General features: G+C 68.3%; 31 protein-coding genes. 20 read left to right on the forward strand and 11 right to left on the reverse strand.

Annotated elements, in window-relative coordinates; all coding sequences use genetic code 11:
- From AC08OV_RS05140 to AC08OV_RS05190, 11 genes are all read right to left on the reverse strand, one after another.
- On the reverse strand, positions 1–409 hold a 409-nt coding region (locus AC08OV_RS05140; protein ID WP_476619366.1), incomplete at its 3' end, for a hypothetical protein.
- A 29-nt stretch (positions 410–438) separates the two neighbouring features.
- A complete protein-coding gene (locus AC08OV_RS05145) occupies positions 439–1188 on the reverse strand; it encodes a helix-hairpin-helix domain-containing protein (protein ID WP_476613729.1) in 750 nt (249 codons plus the stop codon).
- Positions 1188–1721: a hypothetical protein gene (locus tag AC08OV_RS05150; protein ID WP_476613728.1), complete on the reverse strand. Its 534-nt coding sequence runs from the start codon at positions 1719–1721 to the stop codon at positions 1188–1190. Before AC08OV_RS05150 ends, AC08OV_RS05145 begins: the two co-directional genes overlap by 1 nt.
- Positions 1722–1723: 2 nt before the next feature.
- A complete protein-coding gene (locus tag AC08OV_RS05155) occupies positions 1724–2137 on the reverse strand; it encodes a hypothetical protein (RefSeq protein ID WP_476613727.1) in 414 nt (137 codons plus the stop codon).
- Positions 2134–2430, reverse strand: coding sequence for a hypothetical protein (locus AC08OV_RS05160; protein WP_476613726.1), 297 nt, complete (start codon positions 2428–2430; stop codon positions 2134–2136). Before AC08OV_RS05160 ends, AC08OV_RS05155 begins: the two co-directional genes overlap by 4 nt.
- The gene (locus tag AC08OV_RS05165) at positions 2427–2705 is read right to left on the reverse strand and encodes a hypothetical protein (protein ID WP_476613725.1); all 279 of its coding nucleotides are present in this window, start codon (positions 2703–2705) and stop codon (positions 2427–2429) included. The genes AC08OV_RS05160 and AC08OV_RS05165 overlap by 4 nt, the downstream gene beginning before the upstream one ends.
- Positions 2702–3046, reverse strand: coding sequence for a hypothetical protein (locus tag AC08OV_RS05170; RefSeq protein WP_476613724.1), 345 nt, complete (start codon positions 3044–3046; stop codon positions 2702–2704). Before AC08OV_RS05170 ends, AC08OV_RS05165 begins: the two co-directional genes overlap by 4 nt.
- Positions 3043–3231: a hypothetical protein gene (locus AC08OV_RS05175; RefSeq protein ID WP_476613723.1), complete on the reverse strand. Its 189-nt coding sequence runs from the start codon at positions 3229–3231 to the stop codon at positions 3043–3045. Before AC08OV_RS05175 ends, AC08OV_RS05170 begins: the two co-directional genes overlap by 4 nt.
- On the reverse strand, positions 3228–3548 hold the full coding sequence (locus tag AC08OV_RS05180) for a hypothetical protein (RefSeq protein WP_476613722.1): 321 nt from the start codon (positions 3546–3548) through the stop codon (positions 3228–3230). Before AC08OV_RS05180 ends, AC08OV_RS05175 begins: the two co-directional genes overlap by 4 nt.
- The gene (locus tag AC08OV_RS05185; RefSeq protein ID WP_476613721.1) at positions 3548–3796 is read right to left on the reverse strand and encodes a hypothetical protein; all 249 of its coding nucleotides are present in this window, start codon (positions 3794–3796) and stop codon (positions 3548–3550) included. Before AC08OV_RS05185 ends, AC08OV_RS05180 begins: the two co-directional genes overlap by 1 nt.
- Complete coding sequence (locus AC08OV_RS05190) at positions 3793–4089, reverse strand: hypothetical protein (protein WP_476613720.1); 297 nt, start codon at positions 4087–4089, stop codon at positions 3793–3795. The genes AC08OV_RS05185 and AC08OV_RS05190 overlap by 4 nt, the downstream gene beginning before the upstream one ends.
- A 431-nt stretch (positions 4090–4520) precedes the next feature.
- Here AC08OV_RS05190 and AC08OV_RS05195 point away from each other — a divergent pair, with 431 nt between their 5' ends.
- From AC08OV_RS05195 to AC08OV_RS05290, 20 genes are all read left to right on the forward strand, one after another.
- Positions 4521–5048 (forward strand): hypothetical protein, encoded by a 528-nt coding sequence (locus AC08OV_RS05195; RefSeq protein WP_476613719.1) that lies wholly within the window; start codon positions 4521–4523, stop codon positions 5046–5048.
- Between the two features lie 671 nt (positions 5049–5719).
- Positions 5720–6034, forward strand: coding sequence for a helix-turn-helix domain-containing protein (locus tag AC08OV_RS05200; RefSeq protein WP_476613718.1), 315 nt, complete (start codon positions 5720–5722; stop codon positions 6032–6034).
- A gap of 77 nt (positions 6035–6111) precedes the next feature.
- Entirely contained in the window at positions 6112–6324 is a 213-nt protein-coding gene (locus AC08OV_RS05205) for a hypothetical protein (RefSeq protein ID WP_476613717.1), read from the forward strand.
- Between the two features lie 20 nt (positions 6325–6344).
- A complete protein-coding gene (locus AC08OV_RS05210) occupies positions 6345–6548 on the forward strand; it encodes a hypothetical protein (RefSeq protein ID WP_476613716.1) in 204 nt (67 codons plus the stop codon).
- Positions 6548–6922 (forward strand): hypothetical protein, encoded by a 375-nt coding sequence (locus AC08OV_RS05215; protein WP_476613715.1) that lies wholly within the window; start codon positions 6548–6550, stop codon positions 6920–6922. The genes AC08OV_RS05210 and AC08OV_RS05215 overlap by 1 nt, the downstream gene beginning before the upstream one ends.
- Positions 6915–7292 carry a hypothetical protein gene (locus tag AC08OV_RS05220; protein ID WP_476613714.1) on the forward strand — a complete coding sequence of 126 codons (378 nt, stop codon included), beginning with the start codon at positions 6915–6917 and terminating at the stop codon, positions 7290–7292. The genes AC08OV_RS05215 and AC08OV_RS05220 overlap by 8 nt, the downstream gene beginning before the upstream one ends.
- Positions 7285–7584, forward strand: a complete 300-nt coding sequence (locus tag AC08OV_RS05225) for a hypothetical protein (RefSeq protein WP_476613713.1) — start codon at positions 7285–7287, stop codon at positions 7582–7584. Before AC08OV_RS05220 ends, AC08OV_RS05225 begins: the two co-directional genes overlap by 8 nt.
- Positions 7577–7933, forward strand: a complete 357-nt coding sequence (locus AC08OV_RS05230; RefSeq protein WP_476613712.1) for a hypothetical protein — start codon at positions 7577–7579, stop codon at positions 7931–7933. The genes AC08OV_RS05225 and AC08OV_RS05230 overlap by 8 nt, the downstream gene beginning before the upstream one ends.
- Positions 7930–8655 carry an exonuclease domain-containing protein gene (locus tag AC08OV_RS05235; protein ID WP_476613711.1) on the forward strand — a complete coding sequence of 242 codons (726 nt, stop codon included), beginning with the start codon at positions 7930–7932 and terminating at the stop codon, positions 8653–8655. The genes AC08OV_RS05230 and AC08OV_RS05235 overlap by 4 nt, the downstream gene beginning before the upstream one ends.
- A complete protein-coding gene (locus AC08OV_RS05240) occupies positions 8652–8885 on the forward strand; it encodes a hypothetical protein (protein WP_476613710.1) in 234 nt (77 codons plus the stop codon). The genes AC08OV_RS05235 and AC08OV_RS05240 overlap by 4 nt, the downstream gene beginning before the upstream one ends.
- On the forward strand, positions 8882–9100 hold the full coding sequence (locus AC08OV_RS05245) for a hypothetical protein (RefSeq protein WP_476613709.1): 219 nt from the start codon (positions 8882–8884) through the stop codon (positions 9098–9100). Before AC08OV_RS05240 ends, AC08OV_RS05245 begins: the two co-directional genes overlap by 4 nt.
- Positions 9101–9181: 81 nt before the next feature.
- Complete coding sequence (locus tag AC08OV_RS05250) at positions 9182–9409, forward strand: hypothetical protein (protein ID WP_476613708.1); 228 nt, start codon at positions 9182–9184, stop codon at positions 9407–9409.
- Positions 9406–9540, forward strand: a complete 135-nt coding sequence (locus tag AC08OV_RS05255) for a hypothetical protein (RefSeq protein ID WP_476613707.1) — start codon at positions 9406–9408, stop codon at positions 9538–9540. Before AC08OV_RS05250 ends, AC08OV_RS05255 begins: the two co-directional genes overlap by 4 nt.
- A gap of 38 nt (positions 9541–9578) precedes the next feature.
- Entirely contained in the window at positions 9579–9809 is a 231-nt protein-coding gene (locus AC08OV_RS05260) for a hypothetical protein (protein ID WP_476613706.1), read from the forward strand.
- Between the two features lie 41 nt (positions 9810–9850).
- Positions 9851–10051 carry a hypothetical protein gene (locus tag AC08OV_RS05265; protein WP_476613705.1) on the forward strand — a complete coding sequence of 67 codons (201 nt, stop codon included), beginning with the start codon at positions 9851–9853 and terminating at the stop codon, positions 10049–10051.
- A 208-nt stretch (positions 10052–10259) separates the two neighbouring features.
- Positions 10260–11135, forward strand: a complete 876-nt coding sequence (locus tag AC08OV_RS05270; protein WP_476613704.1) for a PD-(D/E)XK nuclease-like domain-containing protein — start codon at positions 10260–10262, stop codon at positions 11133–11135.
- On the forward strand, positions 11132–12163 hold the full coding sequence (locus AC08OV_RS05275; protein ID WP_476613703.1) for a hypothetical protein: 1032 nt from the start codon (positions 11132–11134) through the stop codon (positions 12161–12163). The genes AC08OV_RS05270 and AC08OV_RS05275 overlap by 4 nt, the downstream gene beginning before the upstream one ends.
- Positions 12160–12633, forward strand: a complete 474-nt coding sequence (locus AC08OV_RS05280) for a hypothetical protein (protein ID WP_476613702.1) — start codon at positions 12160–12162, stop codon at positions 12631–12633. The genes AC08OV_RS05275 and AC08OV_RS05280 overlap by 4 nt, the downstream gene beginning before the upstream one ends.
- A 50-nt stretch (positions 12634–12683) precedes the next feature.
- Complete coding sequence (locus AC08OV_RS05285) at positions 12684–13160, forward strand: WhiB family transcriptional regulator (protein ID WP_476613701.1); 477 nt, start codon at positions 12684–12686, stop codon at positions 13158–13160.
- On the forward strand, positions 13157–13429 hold the full coding sequence (locus AC08OV_RS05290) for a hypothetical protein (protein ID WP_476613700.1): 273 nt from the start codon (positions 13157–13159) through the stop codon (positions 13427–13429). Before AC08OV_RS05285 ends, AC08OV_RS05290 begins: the two co-directional genes overlap by 4 nt.
- The last annotated feature ends 131 nt before the right edge of the window (positions 13430–13560 follow it).

The raw sequence follows: 13560 nt of genomic DNA on the forward strand, positions 1-13560 counted from the left end.
TCATCGGACATCGCCCGAGAGATGGGCTGAGTGCGACCGCGCCGCGGTCGACGATGTCGCCACTCTGTCTCGGCCACGACCCCGTACCCCTCGCTGTAGCGAGGGTGGTCCACGCGGCGCGCACTGAAGCCCACGCCCACCACCCCCACTCGCGGAACCGGCCGAGCTGCACTTGGATCGCATCGGATGCGGTCTCGGCGTCGCCCAACGACACGGTCTGCTCCAGGAACGCCTCTACGCCGTCGCGATAGCAGCCGGTAACAGCCCAGTGTTGGCTGGGGCCGTAGGTATCCGGACGCAGCTCGGCCGCCATGGTGACGGCCTGCGGGATGGTGAGCCTGTGGACGCGGACCGCGCGTTCGGGCTTGGGTGTCGGCTCCTCGGGGGTGCCGAGCACGGTTCTTGTCATTCGGAATCTCCTTCGTCGCTATTCGTTGATCAGATCAGCGCGTGGGCCGCGTCCGCGCCCCGTTTGAGCAGGACCGCGAACCCGGCCTCGTCGAGCACCGGCACGCCGAGGCCGCGCGCTGCGGCGTACTTCGCCGTACCGGGATCGGCGCCGACGACGACGAAGTTCGTCCGCCGGCTCACCGTGGCCGGCACCGTGCCGCCGCGCGTCAGTACGGCCTCGGTCGCCTCAGGGCGAGTCCAGCCGGAAAGCGTTCCGGTGATGACGACGGCCACGCCGTCGAGCGGTCGGAGGGCGTCGGCGCCAGGGGCGCGCGGGGTCGGGAGTCGGGTGCCACCAGGGCCAAGCCGAGCCACGAGGGCGCGGTTGCGCCTGTCGGCGAACCAGGCCACCACCGCATCAGCGGTCGCGGGGCCAACGCCCTTGATCGCGACGAGTTCCCGGGTCGGCGCCGCCGCGATGGCATCGAGCGAGCCCAGTGTGTCCACCAGCACGCGGGCGGTACTGGCCCCGACATGCGGGATCGCAAGCTCGACCAGCAGTCGCCATGCTGGCGCGCCCCGCGCGGCGTCGAGTCCCCGCAGGATGCGCTCGACCCGGGCGGGGCCGAACCCCTCCAGGTCTGCGAAGGACTCGGCCGTCAGGTGTAGGACGTCGGCGACGTCGTGTACGCGGCCGGCGTCGAGCAACGCCGTAATGGCCTCGCGCCCGAGGCCATCAACGTTGAGTACCCGGCTGGACGCGAAATGCAAGATGGCACGCTGCGCGGTCCGGGACATCAGGCCGCTACCCCCAGGCTCGGCCGCACCTCGCACCGCCCGCCAGGCTGCCTGGCGATCTGGGCGCAGTACTTCGCGAACGCCTCCGGACTGGCCCGTAGCGCCTCGTCGAGATCGACGAGCCAGCGGTGCGGGTCAGTCTCGCCGTCGCGGCGGCACTCCCACGAGGTGGAGGCCAAGACGTCCGAGAGAACGTTGGGCACGTCCGCGTCCAACCACCGGTTGGTGCCGTGGTCCACGACCCAGCCCTCTGGCACGGCCGTGGTGCCGTCACCTGCCTGGCCGCCGCGCTCGACGTCGGCCGGGCAGGTGACGACGATCGGGTAGCAGTAGTGGTCGCTGTCGTTGAGAGACATCTCGGCACCGTCCGCGAATCGGACGTACCGCGTCATCGAGGGGAATCGGACCGGGCTCAGCCGACCGAACCCCGTGATCCGCACGAAGCCCCACCAGGTGAGCATGGTGTCGCCCTCATGCAGGTTCGGGCCGGCGACGAAGGTGATGCGCTGCGGGGGCGCGCCAGTAGTAGTCATCGTCATCCCACCCACGTCAGGAACTCGTCGGGGATGAGCGACTCGCCGACCCGCTTCGCGCACGGGGCAGCGTGGCCCCCGCCGCCGCACCGTGCGCACGCGGGGGAGTTCCGGGATCGTCGGAACTCGACCAGGCTCGGCGTCCGGCCGAGCGCGCGTAGCCAACGGCGGGTCTCCTCCGGCACCGCATCCGTGAGCGCTCTGGTCTCGGGGTCCCGCACCGCGTCGAGACCGCTCCCGATGCGGGCGAGCACGACATCGCGGTAGGCGCGCGCCTCGCGCTGGCGCTGAAACGGCCCGGAGTCAAAGCCAGGTGCGGACGGGCCTGGTGGAGCCGTGACTCGCCAGCCACGACCTCGCCGGGGGTCGCTCTTCTCCACGGCCAGGCCGCCGATGATGTCCGGCCGCTTCGTCATGGCTGGGCGCTCCGCAGGCGTGCCGCCATCCTGATATGCACGTCCAAGGCCTCATCCCGGGTCGACCGCAGCTTGCGGTCGCTCCCGCCGTACCAGTCCCAGCTCGCCGCCGTCTCGTAGACCAGCGGCGGCCCGTCTCCGTCGATCCGCTGGTCTTCTGACAGGAAACTGGTCGCGACCTCGACCGGGCCGAGGTCGCAGAGGAACGAGTCGTATGCGACCACCGCTCCGGCGAGCTTCCTCTCGGTCTCCTCGTCGATCTGATTGCCGTTCAGGTCGTACCAGTTGGTCATCGGTCTGACCTCCCTTCGTCCTTGGCCCGCAGCTTGGCTAGGTGCGCGATCACCTTCGGGTCCGCGACCAGGAGGGAATGGAGATCGGGCCGGATCTCCGCGTCAAGCTCCAGGTCCTCCTCCAAGGCGTCCAGGCATTCGTGGCTGAGCAGCTGGTCACGTTCCTCCAGGAAGTACGCCCGGTCCTGGGCGGCGCTAATCCAGTGCGCGGGCGAGAAGCCGGGCGCCGACGGGTCGTGGATCTGCACGTGGACGATCTCGGGATCGGTGCTCATCGTGATCTCCTCCTGAGGATCTGGGCCCGCCATGCTGCGGTGAGCGCGGCGTAGCGGGCGGTCATGGCGGCGCGTGCCTCACGGCCGAGGGGTCCGGTCCACTCCGGCACGTCGAACCCGCGGGCAACGTCGGTCTGGTCGAGACCCCGTAGGGCGCCGGCCGGTCCGCCCGCGGCGAGCTGGCCCAGGACGTCCCACTCGTGGGAGCGCATGTCCAGGCGCACGATGTCGATGCGGTCGGCCCAGCCCCGGAACCGCCGGTCGAGCAGACGGGCGGTGGCCGCGACGGTCCGGGGCAGCTCCGGATCGAGCTCCAGGGCGCGTGCGGCGTCCGCAGTCACGAGGTAGTGCCGGTGGTGGTCTCGTCCGTGATGCCGGCGATCCGGTCGAGGATCGCGTAGCACTTCCGAATGCCGTCCTGGCACTCCTGGATGAGAGGGTGCGACGCCGCTTCGCGCAGCGTGGTCTCGTCCAGGCCGCTCACGTCGGCGGCGTGAGCAAGGAGGCGGCTGGTCAGGTCGTTCATCGCTTTCCTCTCGCGGGGAGCCGGGACACGCCGGCATCGGTCAGGAGCCAGGTCTGGCCATCTGACTCGGGCAAGCGGTCAGGTCGGTAGATCAGTCCGGCATCCCGGGCGGCGCGGGCACCCTTCTGGGTGATGACCCGCTCGCCGCTGGCGTCGAAGAAGCGGCCGGAGGAATCGCTGCGCAGGCGGAACACGCCTGCCGCGAGCAGGACGGTGTCGAGCTGCGGACTACGCTTCGAGCGAGTGCGAGCCCCCCAGCGAGGATTTCCGCGCGGGCGCATGGGCTCCTGGAGCGGAGCAAGAGCGGGGTCGTCCATCAGAACTCCTTGATCAGGTCACGGATCCGGTCGACGACGCCCAGCGCCTCGTCACTGCCGCTGGCAAGCAGGACGGCGTCCTCCATCTCGCCGAGAACGGAGCGCAGCGCCTCGGGATGGTCTGGTGCCGGGCAGCCGGCGGCGCGCAGATGGGCGACGAACGCGGGCAGGCCGTCGTCCGCCGCGGCGAGGTCGTACGCAATACCGTCAGACAGGCCCGGGAAGCGGGCCTCGGGCTCCCTGGTCATGCCGCGACCGGTGCGTCGTCGCTGGTTGCAGTGGCGAGATCGGCACGTAGGGCCCCGACGCACCGCTCGATGTCGAGCGCGTTGTCGGCGGTGGTCCAGTCGCTCTCGGCGAGCGCCTCGTCGAGGAGGGCATCGATGTCCCGCATAGCGGGAACCGAGATTCCGTCGGTTCGACGGATGTAATCGACGACACCGGCCAGGCCCGCCTTGACGGCGTCGAACAGGTCCGCGAGGCCCGCGTCGACGTCCGGGCCATAGCCCTGCAGGTCATCCCGGTCAGCGAAGGCTTCCATCGCGACCCCCCGTGATCTCGACTTCTATCGCTACTATTGGCAGTCTACGTCAGTAAGGCGATAGAAGTCGAGAGGATGAGCCGGGCAATCACTCGAAGCATAGCGCTACACACACAGAGATCCATAATGTAACGATAGAGATCGATAGGCAACGAGTTGCGGCACCTGTCGCCGCAGGTATCTGCCATGCTGTCCTCATGGCAGTAGGGCGCGATAGCGCGGCAGAGCACGAGGACGCCGGTCCGGTCGTGGACGGGCGCGGTCGTGCGGTGACCACGGGCCCCCAGTCCAAGCGCCTGTTTGCCGCCGTCCACCACCGACACGGGGAGCGTGGTTGGCCGATCGGCTCCAGGGGGAGCTCGTCCAGCTACTACGACCTCGGACAAGGACGTCCAGCACTGCTGGTCCGGCTGCCACAGTGGAGCCGGCGCATGCAGTGGACGCCAGAGTCAGCCGAGCGGGTGGCGCTACAAGGCGAGGAGCCGACTCCGCTGGAGGAGGTGCCGGCCCGGTTGCGTCGCGCTATCGAGGCCCGTTGTGCCGATCGCGGACAGGACCCGGCCGTGGCGATTCCCGAGGGCACCTGGACCGCGCTCGCTGAGGGCCGCCTGCCTGGCATCACGACCTTCGATGACCTGTTCGACGCCTTGGTGGAGCGTACCCTCCCGCCCGGCACAACCCAGGCACTCCTGGACGTCGACGCCGCGATGGGGTGGGAACCGCACTCGGCCGAGCGAGTGGCCCGCGAGGGTGCGAAGCCGATGCCCCGCGAAGGAGACTCCGCCCGCTTCGTGGTCGAGCTCGACGCCCCGCCAGGCGCCATCACCCTCGACGAGTTCTTCGCGGTCTCGGGGCGCGCCGCCGCTACCGCACCGGAGATGACCCCCGAGGATCGGGGGCGGCTGGCTGCTGTCCTTCAGCGGATGCTGGACGACTGGCAGGAGCGCCGGGGCCACTGATGCCCTGGATGATGCGCAGGACCCAGGCCAACGCGCCAGCATGACCGTCAGCGCGGCCGAATCGCTCGGGGTCGAGTGTGTCGTCCTCGGCAAGGAGTCGCTCGATACGCTCCAGCCGCTCCCCCACCATGCGTTCCAGCACGCCTAGTCGATCTGTTTGCCCCATTCGGTCCATCGACACGATGCGATGGTGTCGATATGTAGCGCCCGTGTCGCGCGCTGTCCGAGTCGTGTTGTGATGTGCGTGTTGTAGCGATAAGTAACTGATAGATCGCTACTTGCTACTATGACGTAGTGTCATAGTAGTCTTACTCTCCGTGGAATTAACTGAGCGCACCTAGGGAGAGGCTGATCTTTCACCGGGCGTCGAGGGTTACGTCAGAGTCGTCCGAGTGGCGACCGGCGAGACGGTCGCACTGATCGTGATCTCTACTGTCCTCTCCCCGGCTCGCCGCACCGAAGTGCGGCGAGAGCTCGCAGCCAAGAGCATCCAGGGCGGTACGGGGGTCACCGTATCGCGGTGCCATTGCAGGTGACATAGCGAGAGCCCGCGAGTCGGGGGGTTCGCGGGCTCTCGCCGAGAGGCTACCTCCACCAGTCTCTCGACTTCTAGCGTCTTACTGACGTAGACTGCCGATGGAACCTGATGGGACGAGAGGGAGGGGAGGTGCATGGAAGGTAACGAGGAAGACGTTCCGGGCGAGGCGGTCGCCCACGCTGGGGCGGCAGCCATCGACCGCCTCGGGTTCGGAGGTCTCCTCCGGGAGATCGGTGAGCTCGATCCGGACCAGACGCTGACCGCCCGCGAGGCGGCCGGCGTCCTGGGAGTCAGGCCCCGGACGGTCGTGGGATGGGCCAGCAGGGGGGAGCTGCCGGGCTTTCTGGCCCGGCGCTGCGTCGGCTGGCGATTCACGCCCGACAACTTGCGGGTTTTTGTTTCACAGCACTACCGGCACTACCGAGAGCGGTCGCTTACGACCGTGTAGCAGAGGCCGGGTCACGGGGTGCCGATGACCAACCAAACCCCGCAACCCGGTCGCATCTCCCGAGAGGAAGAACCGCATTGCCGCACTACACAGTGCTACTGGAGCGTGACGTCACGCTCCAGCGCAGGCAGGCCACCGAGTGGCGCGGCGCAGCCGACAGCCCCGAGCAGGCCCATGCCTCCGCCAAGGACGCCTCGCTCGCGTGGGCACCGGTCGGAAAACCGGTCCTGCTTGACGTCGGCGAGCCCGAGGTCGTGTCCGTCGCCGCCGTCTCGACGGCGGCGACATGACGTGCTGGAAGGTCCCGGTCGTGTCGACGACCGGTGGCGTTCGGCGTGAGTGGGGTATCCCGGTCAAGGCCGAGACACCGCCGGCCGCATGGCGCGCAGTCCAACAGCTCCCGGGCGCCCTGACGGGGTCCGAGACCCTGGCCTACGGCACGCCGATCCTGGTGTCGCAGGAGCGATACGAGGAGTTGGTCGCCGAAGCCGAGCAGTACCCGGCGGTGGCGTGATGGCGACCGATCCCGCGATCCTCGACGTATTCTTCGCCCTCGGGGCACTGAGGGACCAGCTTCCCCAACTCGCTGACGTCGAGATCCGGGACCGTATCGCCCGCGTGGCCATCGAGGCGGTGCGGGAGCGCGACGGCGACGTGACCGACAAGCTGCGTACCGAGAACGCGCGCCTGCGCAAGGCACTCGCCACCGCACGCAAGGTCTGCCGTCCCGAGGACTTCCAGCCCGACTCGAACTGCCGGCTCCTGGCCGAGGAGCACGAGTACCGGGTCGGCGTCGCCCTCGGTGAGATCCAGGTCCACCCCGGCTCTCTAGGTGGACAGGAGGGCAACGTTCGCCCCCACCTGCCAGAGGGACCTGAGTATGACTGACCCGATTCCCGAGCCGGTCTGGCACGCCCAGGAGGCCTCCGAGGCGATCCGGCAGATCAACCACCTGACGATTACTGACAGTGGCGGCATCGACCGGCCGGCCGATATCCATGACGCCGTATCGGCGCTGACGGAACTGGTCGAAAGACTGCCTCAGGCACTAAGGCAGCTTGGCCGGATTGCTGGGGCAATGGCCAGACGACCGGGCCTCTACGACGACCGGGGCGCCGGGTACGACGCCGCTCAGACGGCACGAGTGGCCGCGATCCTACTCAATGACGAGGACATCGCCGGCCTCGCGGTCGCCCTCGCTGGCCACCTGGGCAGCGCGGCGCAACAACTTTCCCACCTGGGGGTGGACCGTGGCTGACCCAACGCGACGCGCCGGCTACCTCGGCGCGCTCCTGGACCACCGGCATCCCGGCTGGGCAGATCGGGTCGACCCTGGGTCCATCGGGCTCGGGCCTCTCCACGACCCGGTTGGCCAGGTCTACAGGGCCACCGACCAGAGCAGGTACGACGCGGCGCTGCGCGACCTTGGCATCCACGTAGATCCGAGCGCCTACGGACTTGCCACCCGGTTCCCCGACGACGACCCCGACGAGCTCGGCGCCGCCCTCGCCGACGTCGTGCGAACCAGACAGGAGACGGATCATGGCTGAGCGGACGTCCTTCGCGCGAACGTCCTTCGCGGACATCGAGGACCGCGTCTGCACCGGGACCCACACCCCCGAGGACGTCCGCGCGCTCGTCATCGAGGTGGGCCGCCTGCGTGACGTCGAGGACATGATGGCCAGCCTCATGGCCGACCGCCTGGTGGACTACCTCGGCCGCCAGATGACCCCGCTGGAGCTGCTGGCCCACGTCAACCCGCACGTCCGCGCGCAGCTCGAGAAGCTGCATGGCGCCGTCGCCTACACGGACGCCCATGTTGATTCGGCGATGGCCCTGGCCAGCTCCGGGCGCCATAGGGCACAACGGCGGGGCCTACTACGGATGGTCCGGCCATGAGTGATCCGAGCTGGATAAAGCGCCTGTCGATCTTCGACGTCGAATCGACCGGCGTCGACGTCGAGACGGACCGCATCGTTCAGGCCGCCTGGGTGGAGATCGGCCCCAAGGAGGACGTCACCAGGAACGCATGGCTGGTCGACCCGGGCGTCGAGATCCCGCAGGGTGCCATCGACGTGCACGGGATCACCAACGAGCGGGTTCGCGCCGAGGGGGCGCAGCCCGGCCCTGTCGTGACTGAACTCGTGAAGCGCGTCGAGGGGGCGTGGGCGGCCGGCGTCCCGGTCGTGGTCATGAACGCGACCTTCGACCTCACGATGCTCGACCGCGAGCACCGTCGTCATCATGGCCGCGGCCTCGACCTCTCCCACGTGCTTGTCCTGGATCCGATGGTGATCGACCGGGCCTGCGACATGCACCGCAACCGCACCAAGGGTGGGAAACGTCGACTGTCAGAGCTGGCCAGGCACTACAGGGTCCGCCAGGACGGCGCGCACGACGCGCTGGCTGACTGCCTGACCACCGCCCGGGTGCTCTGGCGAATCGCCAGGACCTATCGGCACATCGCCGAGATGGACCTCGACGCCCTCATGGACTTTCAGGCCCAGGCCAACGTCGCCTGGGCGATTAACACCGAGCTGTACCTGCGGACCCAGAAGCGCCAGGACGACGCGGTCGTGGACGCCTCCTGGCCGTACCGACCCCTCCCGGAGATGCCATGAGCACAATCGCGGCCCTGACGGAACCAACCGAGCCAGCAGCCACCTCGGCAACGGCCGACGACGTGGGCCTTCTACTCCTGCTCGACGCGTTGGCAGCCATCGGCACCGGCCGACACGAGCGCTGCCATGGCCACGGCGCGGTCACCGACCCCGCGGGGTTCGCCCGCGCGGTGCTGGCCGACTTCGAGGATCTGGTCTCGCTCACCGCGCCCCTGAGGGCGGCACAGTGAGCTTCGAGCGGACCTACGCCCGGGATGACGTCCTGAGTGCCGCACTGCGGTTCCTCACCGTCGAACGAGCCCGCCCGCACACCCACCTCGACGCGGACGAGGGGGACGCGGACGACGAGCTTGCCCGCGCCGCGCTCCGGCTCGTCCAGGCCGTCGACGCGCTGCCCGCCGAACGGCAGCCAAGCGGCTGGCGTGCAGACGACCGGGGGGCATGAGATGGGTGACCGGTGACCGCCTCGACCCGAACCACCAACCCTTACCGACCAAAGGCGTTGAGCTACCTACGGGACTCTCGTGTGACCCTCCGGTACGTCGGACGGGATGAGCATGCTCGGCTGCTGATCGTCGCAGAAATCGAGCCTGCGTCCGGCGACTACTCCGGAGCATCGGCCGCAGTCGACGTCCGAGCTGTGGATGGCATCTGGAACTGCACCGAGCATCGCGACACGAGTAACTGTTCGCACCGGCTCGCCGTGCAGATGGTCACCGGCTGGGGCCACCTCGGCGGGAGGTGGCAGGCGTGACTACCCCGGCACTCGGACCCGGCAAGTGCATGGAGTGCGGCGAACCCTTCGAGCTCGGCGACGAGGTTGCCGAGTTTGGATACGACCTCGTCTGCGAGGCGTGCTGGTGGGAGTGCGAGGACGGCTGGTGAGAGATGGAAGAGATGGAAGAGCAGGAAGGGGCGTAGGCGTGAGAGACAAAACCGTTGCCATGAGCCTCGGATCAACGATTAGTGCGGCGGCAAGAGTCAAGCGCACCTACAGCCGCGAGGTGGATCCGAGGGTGGGCTGGGTTCCCGAGGTGGAGGACGCGGAGGCACTGTTCGCGCTGCGGTGCCGCGACCTTGTGCATGCCATCGACGATCTTCCCGAAGGCCAGCAGCCCGTTGGATGGCGGATCGATTGGGACAAGAGGTGGTGATGCGCCCCGCAGGCCGCTGCGACCGAGTCGGAGGTGACTTGGTGAGCGCGCCCAACCACAATGCGGCCGAGGTGATCCGTCTGCGCCGGGAGCTCTTCGCCCAGTCACAACGCTGGTTCGGACTCCTGGCCGCTGCCCGTGCTCTGTGCGACGCCCTGGAGCCGACCGCGGCCAACTTGTCCGACGCCCACCGGGAGCTGTTGGCCCGGACGCCCGGGTGCAACGTGACCTGGAAGAGCTGATGGCCCGGCTACGCACCCGCGGTGAGCCTGGAGCCCAAGACGAGTTCGTGGCGGACTGCGACTCCTGCGGTCGGGATATTACCGAAGAGCAGATCGGGGCCACCGAGACCTGCCAGAAGCCGCCCTGCGAAGGCGAGACCATTCACTTCTGTACTACTTGCGTGACTGCCGCGCAGATAAGCGCAGCCAACGATGAGGTGCCGTTCTGATGACCACGGCCACCGAACCTTTCATCGTCACCGAGCCGGGCGTCTATGACATCCCTGACGCTATCTACCACGCCGACCCCGTTCCGGGCGGGTCACTGTCCAGCTCGGGGGTACGCCGCCTGTTGCCGCCGAGTTGTCCCGCCCGATTCGACTGGGAGCGCCGGAATAGCCGGAAGCCTACGAAGGCGCTCGACTTCGGGCACGCCGCGCACCGGAAGGTCCTCGGGGTCGGCCCTGAGCTGGCCGTGTTGGACTATGACAACTGGCGTAAGAAGGAGGCGCGAGAGGCAGCCGAGGAGGCCCGCGCCGAGGGCATGGTGCCGATTCTGACCAAGGATCACGACGTCGTGGAGGCCATGGCCGCTGCGATTCGGGCCCATCCGATTGCCTCGGCGCTGTTCACTTCGGGGCGCGGGGTGCCGGAGCAGTCCCTGTTCTGGGTCGACAGGCAGGCCGGAATCTGGCGTCGCGCCCGGCTGGACTGGAATCCGATGCCCGCCGACCGGCGGCTAATCATCTCCGACTACAAGACCACCGAGTCCGCAAGTCTGGAAGCCATCACGAAGTCCGTACTCAAGTACAGGTATCATATCCAGGCGAAGTGGTACACCGACGGCATCAACGCGCTTGGCCTGAACGAGGGATACGAGCCGGCGTTCGTGTTCGTCTTTCAAGAGAAGAGCCCGCCACACCTCATCACGGTGGTTGAGTTGGATCGGGACGCACTTCTCGCCGCCGCAGTCGATATTCGCGTAGCCATCGAAATCTACCGAGAATGCACCCGCGCCGGGCAATGGCCCGGCTACGCCGACGACGTCAAGAAGATTTCACTACCAGCGTGGGAAATCAGGAAGGCCCTGGGAGAATTCGCATGAGCAATAATGCTGTCGCCAACCGGGGTCGCCAGGCGGCACCCGTCAACCTGCCGACCGTGAATCCGGTCCCCAACGTGGCTCGTATCAGCCAGGGCACCGCGGTCGAGATGAGCAGAGCCGCTGCCGAGGTGCTGGCCGCGATCCAGGTCGCCCAGGCTGTCCCGCGCAACATTGTGGATGCACGTCGGGAGATGCGGGAGTCCTGCTCCCAACTCGGCCTGGCGAAGCGCGCCTTCTACAGCTACAACCGCGGTGATGGGATCGTAAGCGGGCCGACCATCTACCTTGCGCAGGAGCTCGCCCGCGTCTGGCGCAACGTCCAGTACGGCATGAAGCACCTACGGGTCGACGAGGAGAACGGCGAGTCCGAAATCGAGGCGTATGCCTGGGACGTCCAGACCAACAGCCGGAACTCCACCGCCGTCATCGTGGCACACCGCCAGTACACCGGAGCCAAGCCGAAGGACCTCACCAGCGCCCGCGACATCTACGAGAACAATGCCAACGTTGGCGCCCGGCGGATGCGCAGTGCCATCTACCGGATCCTCCCGCGGTGGTTCACCGACGAGGCGGAGGAACTGTGCCGGGACACTCTGAGTAAGGGCGAGTCCGGCATCCGGTTCGACCAGCGGGTCGAGAACGTCATCGCCACTTTCAGGAGTGGAGGTGTTTCCGAGGGTCAGCTCGAAGAGAAGGTCGGCAAGAAGCGGCAGGAATGGAAGCCCGACGAGGTCGTAGAACTGGAAATCCTACTCGATACCCTCAAGCGCCGCGAGATCACCAAGGATGAGGCGTTCCCACCCGAGCGCGTGACGGCATCGGAGATCATCGGCCAGGCGCAACCGACGCCGCCGCGGGGGCAGCAGGCTCCAAGATCCGGCCAGCAGGCCGGCGGGCAGCCGAGGCAGGCCCAGCGGACGGTCCCCCAGGAAGGTCCTTACCTCGAGGGCTACGACTCCGAGCTTGGTGTCGTGGTCCCACCGGATGCCGGCGTGAGGCCGGACGAGTACCAGGACGGGGGAGCGTGAACAGGGATCATAGGGCCAGCGCCGAACTAGCCGACGCGCTACGCCGACCATGGCCGCCCGGGATGCCCGTGGACAGGAACGCCGATGGTCTGGCTCACCGGACTACCCCCGGCGGTGACATCGAGATATACCGGGCCGCTGTCGTCGTCGCCTTCCCGCGCGACCCGGACGGCGTCTGCTACGGGGAGGGGCCCACGCTCGCCGTAGCCGAGGATGCCTGCTGGGAGAGTTACCTGCGTTGGCGTGACTGCGCGGCCGGTGGCGGGGAGCCGGACGGCCGATTCGGTCCGCATGGACCGTTCCGGCCTCGCGAGGGCCGCGAGGTCCCCGGGAGATGCGCGCGATGCGGCACCATACTGGCCTGCGTCTTCCCGCCGGAGCCGGTCGACCAGACTCGGCTGCGGGAGATGTTGTGCAGAATCGCCGGCGGCAGTGTGCTGCCGGAGGGGTACCGGGCCGGGACGCTGTGACGTCCGCGACTCGAGGCGACGGCGTCCCGGCCTGTGCCGGGATGGAGCGGGTGTACGACACCATCGTGGACGCCGGTCGAGACACTCCGGCACCGATGCTCAGGTTCGCGATGATGATCTGCGGCGCCTGCCCGGTGCGGGTGGCATGCCGGGCAGGCGCCGCAGATCGGGGCGAGCAGCACGGTATGTGGGGCGGTGTCCTCGCTGACGACCTCGCCGCGCCCGCAACGTTCGAGCGGCAGATGAGTGTGCGGGTCGGATTCGAGATCCCCGACCTCGTGGAGCTGACCACAACGCTGGACGGGGACGACCGGCGCCGGGCGCGGCTCGCGCTGTACGAGGCGTTCATGCGCGAGGCCGAGCGGCCAGAGTTCCAAGGTCAACGCAACCAGAGAGGTGACGTCGCGATGGCGCCGATCCTGAGACGATACGGCCTGGCGCGGTGGCGGTGGGATGTCTGTCGGATCGAGGCGATGCGGGCCCGCGCACGGAGGGCCGCAGCGGAGGATCTGGCGGTGGCCTCGTGACGGGCGTGCGCCGGGCGCCCGGCCGGAGCGTCACCGCCAGGCCGCCCGGGTTGGAGCGCCTCCTCAAGCCTCTCGACGACTACGACGGCGAGGAGCCCTTCGACAGCAAGACCGCCGCCGAGCTCCTCGACGTGAAGCCGAGGACCGTGACGAGCTGGGCTACGAGTCGGCAACTATCCGGTCTACTCATCGCCCGGTCCCTCGGCTGGCAGTTCACCATCGCCGATCTCCGGGACTTCCTGGAGCGGCGCTACTACGCCGCCCGGTAGGCCGACGCTCGACGGGCCACGGGGGTGGCGGGCCGGGTGTCTGACCGGGCCTGCCACCATGGACTGCCGATGGCCTCCTTTGAAACGCTCCCAGCGCGCAAGCGGGACAACCGCCGCCGTGTCCGCGCCAC

This window comes from Frankia sp. CeTa3Moorea, from assembly GCF_978021225.1.